The sequence below is a fragment of the Siminovitchia sp. FSL W7-1587 genome (assembly GCF_037963795.1).
In the GTDB taxonomy this organism is placed as follows: Bacteria; Bacillota; Bacilli; order Bacillales; family Bacillaceae_C; genus Siminovitchia; species Siminovitchia thermophila.
In genome coordinates, this window is the sequence record NZ_CP150169.1 from 1,239,827 (window position 1) to 1,251,756 (window position 11,930).

Sequence of the window (11,930 nt, forward strand, 5' to 3'; positions counted from 1 at the left end):
GTCCTTCTTGAATATGCTGATGCAAACGCATACAACTTTCAGTCCAAAGCCCGGATCGTCATTTTTAACATTGTTATAGGCATGTCGGAGCAATTGTTGCGATCGGTTATGTTGGTTTTCTAAAATTCACTCAGAAGCGCGTTTTAACTGGACTGTTTCTTATATAAGGGGATTCCTTGACTGTCTTTATACTGATATTGATACGCATACTTTTCTTGAACGAGCAAAATAGCAACGGCGCCAATAACACAGGCTAAGCTAATAGCCATAAAGTTTCCCTGGACAGTCAAATTTTGCGACATAAGCAGACCTACCAAAGTCGGCGACAAAATCCCCCCTAATCTTCCAAAGGCCATCATCACTCCAAGTGCTGTCGATCTGATCTCCGGCGGATAATATTGTGATACGACCGGATTAAGCAAGTTATGAATTCCAATCGAAGCCGCCCCAATCACGCCAACAAGCAGATAAGCCAGCACGATATGCTTGGCGACCGAAATAAATATGAGTGACAGGGCTCCTGAACAGAACAATGGAACAAGCACTTTTTTGGCACCATATTTGTCCAGTAACGGCCCAATGGCAATCGTGCCGATCATCGCTCCAACATTGAGCAGCGCCAAGAAAAGCAAGCTCGAACTAAGATCATAACCTGCTTGAATCATTAACTTTGTCAACCAAGTATTCATTGCATATATCAAAATAAAACAACTGAAAGAAATGACCCAGAACATGACAGAGCTTAGCGCGCGCTTTTCACTAAGCAGCACTTTAATAGATACGCCCTTTGCTTCTTTGCCACTGGTTGAAAAGATTGTATTTTCACTAAGCATTTCGCTTGGAACCGTCTTTCTCAATATTTTTCGTATTTCATCGCTTTTTCCTTGACTAGCCAATATTCGCAATGATTCAGGTAACGCCTTTACCATAAAAGGAATGAGTAAAAGCGGGATCGCCGCCAACCAAAAAAGTGGTTTCCAACCATATGTTTCAATAGCAAATTTGCTGATAAGAGCGATGAGCATCGAGCCGACAGAATAGCCACAAAAAATAAGAGCCACCATTGTGCTCCTTATTTTCTTTGGGGCAAACTCGGTTGACAACGCAACCACGTTCGGCATAACACCGCCAAGGCCAAGTCCCGCAAGAACGCGCAAAATAGCAAAAGAGACGGGAGTATTTGCAAATCCTGACAAAAATGTGAATAAGCTGAACATCACTACGCTTATAATGACAATTTTTTTCGGGCCGATTCTGTCGGCAATGATACTCATTCCAACAGCCCCGACGACGGTTCCAATGACCGTATAACTGCCGATTGCTCCTGCTTGTACGGGGGTAAGCGACCATTCCTCCATCAATACAGGGACGACAGCTCCGTAAATCGCCGTGTCATACCCATCAAACAAAATGATGAGGAAACACCAAATCAGCAAATTCAGATGAAAGGGTTTAAAGCCGCTTTTATCATAGATCTCATTTGCGTCTACCGTTTCCATATTAAAAACCCCTTTGTTGTTCAATCTTTTCTTTCAGTTTTAATTTGCTTATTTTCCCCGAAGGCGTGACAGGCAATTCATTCAATATCATGATTGTATCCGGAATTTTATACTTTACAAATCTCTGTTTCATATATTCCGCCAGGGATTCTTCGCTTGCTTTCGACCCTTTTTTTAAAACAACACAAGCACATGTGATTTCTCCATAAATTTCATCAGGCAGGCCAATCACTGCTGCATGAACAATGTCCGGGTGTTGATGCAGGCTTTCCTCCAGTTCCCGTGGATAAATATTGAACCCGCCGCGGATGATCATTTCTTTTTTCCGCCCGACAATTCTCACGTAACCGCTTTCATCAATTGTCGCTATATCCCCCGTATAAAACCAGCCTTCATGATCAATGGCTTTAGCCGTTTCTTCCGGCATATTGAAATATCCTTTTGTCACCACGGGGCCCTTACAAGCGATCTCTCCAACCCGTCCTGTTTCACACTCTTCCCTGTTTTCATCGACGATTTTGATGCGTACACCGGGAATGGGGCGTCCCACAGTTTCTGAGCGAAGCTCATCACTGTCCTCAAAGCCTGTAATCGTAAGGGTTGCTGACGTTTCAGTCATCCCGTATGCCACAAGAACGTTACAGTTCATTTCTTTCCTGATTCTTTTAACCACTTCCACCGGACATGGAGCAGCCGCCATTTCACCAGTACGTAACGAGCTTACATTATATTTGCTAAAATCCGGATGGTTTAGCTCCAAAGTAAACATAGTCGGCACACCGGGATGAACAGTTACCTTCTCTTTTTCTATCAATTCCAGCGCCTTTGTAACGGAATATTTTTCCATCACGATCAGTTTTCCTCCGCAACTGGCTGCCCGAAGAATAAATGTAACGCCAAAAATATGAAAAAGAGGATTTGGCATTAAAAAAATATCTTCTTCGGTACATTTCATTACCTTGGCCGCAGATAATGTACTATACAGCACGTTTTCATGTGTCAACATCGCTCCTTTGGAACGACCAGTCGTTCCAGAGGTAAACAGAATGGCAAATAGATCTTCCTTTGGCTCCACATGAAGCGGTTCTTTTGGTGATCCGCGCATCATCAGTCTCGAGTAAGAAATAAACTCATCCTCTTCAAAACCGACTGAAATCAACTTTTCAAGCGTTTCAATCTCATATCGAAGCTCCTGAAAATAAGCTTTTTCTCCACAAAAAATAAGCTTTGCCTGCGATTGTTCAACCACATAGGCACTCTCTTCTTTACTAAAAAAAGGATTGATCGGAATGATGACAGCACCGGCACGGGCAATGGCATAAAATGCGATTATAAATTCCAATGAATTTTGTAAAGCAATCCCGACGTGGTCTCCACTTTTAACACCAAGTTGGATCAATTGATTGGCAAGCTTCGTCACTTCCTGGTCAAGCTCGCCGTAAGTCATTCTTCTTTCACCGACAACGGCGGCTTCCCTGTCGCAAAATGTTTTTGCGGCTTCCTTCAATGTATTGCTGACATTGAGAGCCTTCTGTAATTGTTTCATTTCCTCACCCGATTTCTGTAATGGCATTCCTTTCCATGGAAAAGTGATAGCTTTTGCACGATCATACTTATAGCGCTTCCCAAATGGCCGCGATTCCTTGTCCGCCCCCAATACAAACAGCTGATGCACCGTATGTTTCCTTTCTTCTTTTTAACTCTTTGACGATCGTATAGGAGATTCTTGTCCCGCTGGCCGCCAATGGATGCCCCAATGCTACGGCTCCCCCATTTACATTTCCAATTTCCGGATCAAACCCAAGTTCTTTTTGGCAAGCTAAATATTGGGCTGAAAATGCTTCATTAATCTCGATCAAAGAAATATCTTTCAGCCGCAAGTCCGCTTTTTTCAAAGCACCTTGAATCGCTGGAACTGGGCCGATTCCCATATATTTTGGTTCAACTCCCACAACGTCCCATGAGACGAGACGCGCGATCGGTTTTAGTTCGTTCTTTTCAGCGTAATCACTTGAGGTGATAATAACGGCCGCGGCGCCATCCACCATGCCACTCGCATTTCCCGGTGTGACGACTCCATTTTCGACAAACCTGGCCGGCAATTTCGCTAATTCTTCCCTGCTTGTTTCGCGAATATGCTGATCATGCTCTATTACCTCATCACCTTTTCTCCCCTTTACCGTAACCGGAACGATCTCCTCTTTAAAATAACCTTTACTTCTCGCCTTGATTGCCCGCGTGTGGCTTCCCAGTGCGTGTTCATCCACTTCTTCTCGTGAAATATTGTATTTTTCAGCTAGATTTTCAGCGGTTTCGGCCATCGTATATCCGCAGTTTGTGTCAAGAAGCCCATCCCAAAGCCAGTCTTCAACAACAGGACCACCAAGCTGGCTTCCCCACCTCATCCCGCGAATGACATGGGGCACTTGGCTCATATTTTCTGTTCCGCCCGCCAATACAACATCCGCTTCACCGTTCAATATATATCTCGCTCCGGTCAGAATGGTTTCAATGCCGGTGCCGCATACACGATTGATGGTAACGCCGGGAACTTCCAAGCGGGCGCCTGATTTCAAGCCGATATGTCTTGCCAGCATGTGGGCATCCCTGCTGGATTGCTGTACATTTCCGAAAACAACCTGATCAATTTCTTCAGGACGGATTCCTGATTTTTTAATCGCTTCTTTTGCGGCAATAACCCCTAACTCCGTAGCGTTTATCTCTCGAAAGGAGCCCGAAATTTTCGCAAAGGGGGTCCGCGCGCCTTCTACCATTACAATGTGACTCATTGTTTGCACCTCTTTCATATTCTAGCGCATCCCGGAAATGAATTTTTCACATAAAGCGCAAGCCTTTCAAACAGTCAATAAATGTCTTAAAAAATGGGCAAGTGCCCGTTGAGCAACGTACAAGCGGGACCACTCCGCAGGGCTTAGGTACACATATTAAAGAGAATCCCCACACTCATCCGGACTATGATAGATTTATTTAAAGTGCAATCATGTTTAAATGATGTATTTTTCCGCTGCAATCACTCTCGCGGCGATACGCCGCTTTCGTTCTACGATATTATGAGGAGTGCTGCTCATCAGGCGGCCTGCTGTATGAAAAAGTGATTCCTGGTGGTGATGGAGATGGTGGAGAATATTTAAAGCATTAACGAAACACCATTGAGCTTTTTCATGAACATACACTTTGACGCAATCAACCATCTGGGCACTTCGTTCCTCGCCCAAGTTGGCAAGCGATTTTTCGGCGCGTAACACCGCGCTTTCACCAGTGTAAATGGCGATGATCAGATCAGCCAAAAACGCTGCCGCTTCCTGTTCTTCATTCATATCGGCCAGTTCGGACTGCTTGAGAGCCTGAATCGTTGAATGGCCATACTCTTTCATGAGCGCAAGTGTTTGTTTTTCCTGTTGAAGCGGGCCGTTCTTGAATGGCTGATGATCAGTTTTAGATTTCTCACTTTTCAATAAACTCGCTGCGATAATCATCCGGTTGATCTCATTCGTTCCTTCAAAAATCCGGTTGATCCGGGAGTCGCGGTATATCGCCTCCACCTCATACTCAGCCATATATCCGTATCCGCCGTGAATTTGAACAGCTTCATCGCTGATAAAATCAAGTGCTTCAGTTGACATTACCTTATTAATGGAGCATTCGACCGCAAAACCGGCAAGCGTTTTTCCATAATCACCGCCATGCGCCTGCATTTCTTCAAACCCTTTCTGCATCGCTCCCGCTGTTCGGTAGATGGCACTTTCATTTGCGTACGTTTGAATGGCCATGTCGGCAAGTTTTTGTTGAATCAATTTAAAATTCGAAAGTGGCTGGCCAAACTGTTTGCGTTCATTCGCATATTTGGCGGCAAGTTCAATAGCTCTTTTAGAAGATCCTAATGCCGATGCGGAAAGTTTAAAACGGCCCATATTCAACACATTAAAGGCAATGATATGCCCGCGGCCCATTTGACCAATCACATTTTCAACGGGAACGGCCACATTGTCCAAGATGAGCGAACGGGTTGATGATCCCTTCAAGCCCATTTTTTGCTCTTCCGGTCCCGTGGCCAACCCTTCATAGTCTTTTTCCAAAATAAAGGCGGTCATTTTTTCCCCGTCCACCTTGGCATAAACAATAAATATGTCGGCAAAAGCAGCATTCGTAATCCACTGTTTCTCACCGTTTAACATATAATGGCAGCCATCCTCAGATAAAACCGCCGTTGTTTTTAAACTCATTGCGTCAGTCCCTGAAGAAGGTTCCGTCAATGCATAAGCTGCTATTTTTTCGCCGCTTAGCAAGTCAGGCAAATAGGCGGCTTTTTGCGCCTGATTGCCAAAATAAGCTATCGGCAACGCGCCAATCCCCGTTTGTCCACCAAATGTAATCGAGAATGAACGGCCCAAAGCCATTTTTTCACCGATAATGGCTCCGCTGACTTTGCCGAGATCAAATCCACCTTCCTCCTCAGGAATATCCGCTCCGATCAATCCAATTTCTCCTGCTTGTTTCATCAAGCGCACTGTTTCAGCAAATTCCTGATTTTCGATTTTTTCCAAAGCCGGTATGACTTCGTTCACAACAAACTTTTCGGCCGTTTCCGCAATCATTTTATGTTCATCTGAAAAATCTTCGGGAGTAAAAATGTCTTCGGGGAAGATGTTGCCGTCCAAGAAGTTTTTAATACCCGCATTTTTTGTCGCCATTCGCTCAACTCCTTTGATACCCATAAAAGGCGATCCGCTTTTCAATCTTTACTGTACTTTTCACATCGCTAAGGTGTAAAAAAGAAGCATCCGAAAATGAGTAGAGAAGGCTGTATATCCGAATGCTTCATAAACTCGCCCTTACCGTCCGGTATATACAGGCTTTCTTTTTTCAACAAACGCAGTCAATCCTTCTTTTCGGTCCTCTGTAGAGAAGGCATTACCGAAACAAGTGTTTTCAATCGTTAAACCTGTTTCCATGTCCGTATTGCTTCCCGCGTTCACAGCGACTTTCAACATTTGAAGTGCGACCGGAGGCTTTTGGGCAAGCTTTGCGGCCCACTCTTTTGCCGCAGCGAGCACTTCGTCCGCCGGTACAACTTTGTTTACAATGTGTAATTCATGGGCGCGGGCAGCATCGAACATATCACCAAAATACAAAAGTTCTTTCGCTATTCCTTGTCCGACTATTTTTTGCAGGCGCTGTGTCCCCCCTCCGCCAGGGATAATTCCCAAGCCGACTTCCGGGAAAGAAAACTTCGCTCTTTCTGAACAAATGCGCAGATCGCAGGCTAAGGCAAGTTCAAAGCCGCCGCCAAGGGCCAAACCGTTAATCGCGGCAATAACCGGTTTCGTTGCATTCTCAATTTGCGTAAAAACATTTCTGGAAACCTTGTTCATTTTATGAATGCCCACAAGGTCGAGTCCGGACATTTCATTTATATCCGCGCCCGCTACAAACGCTTTTTCGCCGCTGCCGGTCAAAACGATTGCCCGGACATCTTCATCCTCATCCAATTGTCCAAAAAGAAGCAAAAGTTCCTTAAATACTTTTGTGTTTAAAGGGTTCACCGGCGGACGATTGATCGTCACAACCGCTACGTGATCCTCGATGTCACAAAGTACAAATTCCAGATCTTTTTTCTCCCGCTTATTTGTTGTAATCATAAAAACCAGCTCCAGTCTTTTTCCCGTGCCTTCCCGCTCTCACCATTTGCTTTATGAGAAGCGGAGGTGCAAAACGGGAATCGTTGAATTCTTTTTGAAAGTATTCCATGACATAATAGCCGATATCAACCCCGGCAAAATCCTGAAGCTCAAATGGCCCCATTGGATAGTTCAAACCAAATTTCACTGCCTTATCGATATCCTCCTCCGTAGCAACGCCTTCTTGCAATAGGCGGATTGCTTCAATAAACTGCGGAATCATAATGCGATTGACGATAAAGCCGGGTGAATCTTTTTTAACTTCCACCACTTCTTTTTTCAAGCGGATAGATAGCGCTTTCAACACTTCGACAGTTTCAGCGCTCGTTTCAAATCCGCGAACGACTTCCACTAACTTCATCAATTGTGCCGGGTTGAAAAAGTGCATGCCTGCAACCCGATCCGGGCGCTTCGTTGCAGAAGCAATTTCCGTAATGGACATTGAGGAAGTGTTTGTAGCTAAGATGACATCTGCGCGAGTGATCTCGTCCAGTAGGGAAAACACTTCTTTTTTCAGAGCCATGTCTTCCAAAACGGCTTCAATAACGATATCTGCATCTTTCATCTCTTCCAGATTTGTTGTTATTTGAATTCGGGCAAGCGTTTCTTGTTTTTGCTCTTCCGTCATTTTGCCCCGCTCGACACTTTTGGACATAAATTTTTCCATCCGGGATAAAGCGCCCTCTAAAAAGCGGTCTTCGATGTCCCGCAAAATTACATGAAAACCGTTCAGAGCAGCGAGATTGGCAATCCCTGATCCCATTGAGCCGGCTCCAACTACCCCAATCGTTTGTATAGACATGATTCCATCTCCTCTATTCATCATTCAAAACATTATCTAAATTATAAATGTTAAATGTACGATTATGTACATACACATTGTAGGAAAAAAGCGCTCTCGTTTCGACATTTGTTCAAAAACATTTTTTCGCAAAGGCTAAACGATACAGGGATTTTTCCAAATTTGCACTAACTCTACTTAAGAAGCCCCACCATAACTTTCCGATATAAATTCTGTTTATGACATATTTTTAAAAAAGGCTGTCCGAAAAGTAAGATTGCAGCTTGAACATTTAAAAAATTAAAACCCAAGAATGCTGTAAAATCAGCATTCTTGGGTTTTAAATGTTAGTGCATTTACTCAAATTTGGACTTTTTAGACAACCCCCACACCTAACTGTTCTTTCTTTTCAGATCATTTTCCCGCGCATATCGTACAGTTTAAAAGCCATCATCAAGTTAAACCGGACTTCGGCATCTCTTAAATCTCCACCAAGCAGTGCTTCTATTTTTTCTAAGCGGTATAATAACGAACTGCGGTGGATAAACAATTCTTCCGCAGTGCTTTTGGCATTTCCATTATTTTGCAAGTACACTCTCAAAGTATGAAGTAAATCCATGTTTTTCCCTTCTGAATATTTTTCCAAGCGGCCAAGCTGATGTTCCAAAAATAAATTAGTTGCTTGCGCATTTTCAAGTTGATGCAAAATCGTATAGGAACCAAGTTCTTCAAAAAAGGCATATCCCTTTTCTTTAAAGCGGCTTTGAACAATATTTAATGCTTGTCTCGACTGCTCGCCGCTTACATAATAACCTTGTATATTGTCTGTCTTTCCTCCGACTCCCAGCAATACATCGCAGTGAATTCCACTTCTTTTGGCGGCTTCCTGAATATCTTTGTAAAAATCCGGCCAAAACCCCTGCGTATCTTTTTCTGCCGGTACAATGAATACATATTGCTCTTTAAACGTGGCGGCTAACATGTCTTTCCTTTTTTCCACGACAAAAATTTTTATATAATCCCAAATAATTGATTTTTTAGCCTGTTGCTCCAGCAAGTTACAGCCTGCTAATTCGGTTTCCGAAAGTATAATCGCCAGCAATGCCACACGATGAGGATTGTACAAGTCCCACAAAAACAAGTTGGCATACTGAAGGATGCTCTCTTTATTTTCAATCTCCTCTGCGAGAAGCTTGCTGATGAAGTTTTCCTTTGCCTGCTCTGTCGCATCCAACACCAGTTTTTGCTTAATAAATTGAATGGAGCAAATGTTTCGGGCCATTTCAATCATGATTTTGTCATAGTCATCCAGTTTATCACCGGACATGCCGACCGCCAAATAACCGAGTAAATCACTCCCGCTATTAATGGGCCAAAGTGAAAAGGTTTGATTGAATTGCGCAAGAACGATGTGAGAATGACTCTTTCTTCTCGCCTTTTCGGCCTCCGTCCGCAAATGAGGGATCAGGTTTTCCTTTCCACCGTCCATTACGTGGGTTAACGGCCGCATAAAACGGTCAAATAAAACAACTGATGAACGAAACAGTTCGCCAAGCATGGATATGATTCCGGAAAACCCTGCTTGCTTGACCGTTTCTTTTACGAGCGCCTGCTGATATTGCAATAAGAAATGCAAGCGGTTTCGATTTTCTTTTTCATTATTATAGAGCCTGGCATTCTCCAAAATGGCGGCTATGTGATTACTAAGCAGGCGCAGCATATGCAAATCTTCTTCTACAAATCCCCCGGATTTCTTCCTTTCTACATGGAGGACGCCGATCGTCTTTAAATCTATGGATATGGGGATCGTTAATTGCTTCCCGCCTGTTTTTTCCAAAAAAGGGAAATATTGTTTTAATAGGTGATTTTCTTCGATCTTCACCTGCTTTGGAGCGGTCATTTTTCCATATGAAGGGGGTTGGAAAATAAAACAGTTATCAGGATCGTTGTAAAGATAAATACAGGCAAATTCGGCATTTGTCCCTTTTCCGGCTCGCGTTGTAATTTCTTCAATGCTTTCTTCAAACGGTGCATCAATAGAAAGATTTTTTGTAATCCATTCTATACCTTCTATTTTTTTTAATTGCATTTCCTTGCTTCTCGTCATGGAAATGGCTAATGCAACGTCCTTCCCGAATTCATCAAAATGCTTTCCCATTTCAAAGAGCGGGACATAACGTAAGAAACCGATCATGCAAAATCCAAACGTATGCAGTTCGTCCTTGATGGGCACCGTAAACCATGTTTGCACGCTCGAACTTTTCAATAAGGAAAAAAGTTTGCACTTCACGGCGGCTGAACTTACCTCTTTATCTGTTAAACTGCGTTCAAGCAACTGAGCGGAACAGTCGTCCACTCTCAGTGGAAACGAATCCCTCACCTCATTAATATTTCCGCTCCACGTCTTTGGCACAAAATGCGCATTTTCAACAAATACCACACCGACAAAATCGCAGTATAACTTCGCGCGAAACGAGTCACTCAAATATTGCAATGCTTGTTCTTCAGTATCTATTTTAATCAATTGGCGCGACGTTTTTCTCAAATGCTGTTCAACTTTTCTAATAACCTTCTCCCTTTGAGCTTCAGCCATTGTAAAACGCTCCTCTCTTATCCATTTATTATAGGACAAAGTATTCACAATGTAACTTTCAGCGTTATTTTTCACTTGTTTGAGGCGGTATTTTTGCACATCCATAAAAACCCAGCTATCTTTACAATAATAATGAACCGCACCTCAATGTTAGACAATGAGGTGGCACTTCATTACAGTGAAAATAGCTGGGTTTCTGCATTATTTATGTAATGATCATAAACGTTGTTTATGTTGAAGCTAAAAAAATTTGTTGGCGAATTACGAAATAGAACTCATCGAAGTAACAAAAAATCCAATCATTATGCCCCAATCCCGCCCGATTGTTGAAAATTGTGCCGTAACACCAACATTGCAATATTTTCAAGATAAACACTCAAAGGTAGATTATGATGTATAAGTACCTCTTTTGGGAAACTGTTTGTTTTTAATCCGATGCTGGAACGACAGAGTCGCAATAAATACAGTTACTCCCCATACGAACAATCCCCCGTACGTCACCACATATACCCAAATGGCTAGCCCTTCGGCGTATCCTTTTGGAAGCACTCCGAAAAATTGAAGAGTTGTCATGAAACTGATAAGAACAGTCAACACCCCAATTGACCATCCTGGTATGATTAATAACCATTTTGGCAGTTTCTCTCCCCAGGAAGTCACGAAAGCCAAAGCAAATAAAGATGCCAGTATCGCCAAAACAGCTGTGAAATCTATTCCGATGGTATATAACGTATATAGAAAAGCAGGTCCTTCCTTTAATGTATCACCAAACGCCGCGACATCTTGCGCAGCTTGTTTTGTTGTAAGCCCTACGGTTGATCCCCATGCCCAAAGCGATTTTAAAATCGCATACGGCAACAGCGCAAAAGCTGCAACATAGCCCCATCCTTTAGTCAAATAAGTTTTGGCAGCTGTTTCTGTCCTTATATGTTTCTCATGTTTTAAACTCAAAAGACATGTTCCCTTCTTCTTTTAGATATGAAGCCGATTTTATTGAAACGCCACTTTTCCATAGATTGCTGACCAACATAAGCAGCGTAGTTAATACTGGAATGAAAACACTGTAATATTATCATTTCAATCATATGAGCAGAATTTAAATTACAAGCGAAAAACTTGTCAGTTCTGCCATCAACTTTTGTACCAAGAGCAAGATGTTTTATAAAATCGCAATCATGTATTCGCAACTACAGTAACGCTCATCTTGAATATGTCATAGAAAGTTCTGCCATCACGCTATTCAACAATTTGTTCTATAAAGTTAATACATATCTAAACGGGCTTATATCCGCCATCCACAGTTATTTCTTCTAATTTCATGAAGATGGGAATTAATCAACATTTATTGGGATTCCAAA

The 11,930-nt window shown here is 42.8% G+C and carries 8 protein-coding genes; all 8 read right to left on the minus strand.

All coding sequences use genetic code 11. From position 1 onward, the window contains the following. Window positions 1-143: 143 nt before the first annotated feature. Window positions 144-1,499, minus strand: a complete 1,356-nt coding sequence (locus tag NST31_RS05855; RefSeq protein ID WP_339164501.1) for an aromatic acid/H+ symport family MFS transporter — start codon at window positions 1,497-1,499, stop codon at window positions 144-146. Window position 1,500: 1 nt separating this feature from the next. Further along, window positions 1,501-3,174, minus strand: a complete 1,674-nt coding sequence (locus tag NST31_RS05860; RefSeq protein ID WP_339164503.1) for a long-chain-fatty-acid--CoA ligase — start codon at window positions 3,172-3,174, stop codon at window positions 1,501-1,503. Then, window positions 3,113-4,288 (minus strand): acetyl-CoA C-acetyltransferase, encoded by a 1,176-nt coding sequence (locus NST31_RS05865; protein ID WP_339164504.1) that lies wholly within the window; start codon window positions 4,286-4,288, stop codon window positions 3,113-3,115. Before NST31_RS05865 ends, NST31_RS05860 begins: the two co-directional genes overlap by 62 nt. A 216-nt stretch (window positions 4,289-4,504) precedes the next feature. Continuing rightward, window positions 4,505-6,211 carry an acyl-CoA dehydrogenase family protein gene (locus NST31_RS05870; protein WP_339164505.1) on the minus strand — a complete coding sequence of 569 codons (1,707 nt, stop codon included), beginning with the start codon at window positions 6,209-6,211 and terminating at the stop codon, window positions 4,505-4,507. 141 nt (window positions 6,212-6,352) lie between these two features. Then, window positions 6,353-7,159: an enoyl-CoA hydratase-related protein gene (locus NST31_RS05875; protein WP_339164506.1), complete on the minus strand. Its 807-nt coding sequence runs from the start codon at window positions 7,157-7,159 to the stop codon at window positions 6,353-6,355. Continuing rightward, window positions 7,143-8,000, minus strand: coding sequence for a 3-hydroxyacyl-CoA dehydrogenase NAD-binding domain-containing protein (locus tag NST31_RS05880; protein WP_339164508.1), 858 nt, complete (start codon window positions 7,998-8,000; stop codon window positions 7,143-7,145). The genes NST31_RS05875 and NST31_RS05880 overlap by 17 nt, the downstream gene beginning before the upstream one ends. 388 nt (window positions 8,001-8,388) lie before the next feature. Next, complete coding sequence (locus tag NST31_RS05885; protein ID WP_339164510.1) at window positions 8,389-10,572, minus strand: helix-turn-helix domain-containing protein; 2,184 nt, start codon at window positions 10,570-10,572, stop codon at window positions 8,389-8,391. Window positions 10,573-10,959: 387 nt separating this feature from the next. Further along, entirely contained in the window at window positions 10,960-11,523 is a 564-nt protein-coding gene (locus tag NST31_RS05890; RefSeq protein WP_339164513.1) for a hypothetical protein, read from the minus strand. Window positions 11,524-11,930 lie beyond the last annotated feature (407 nt).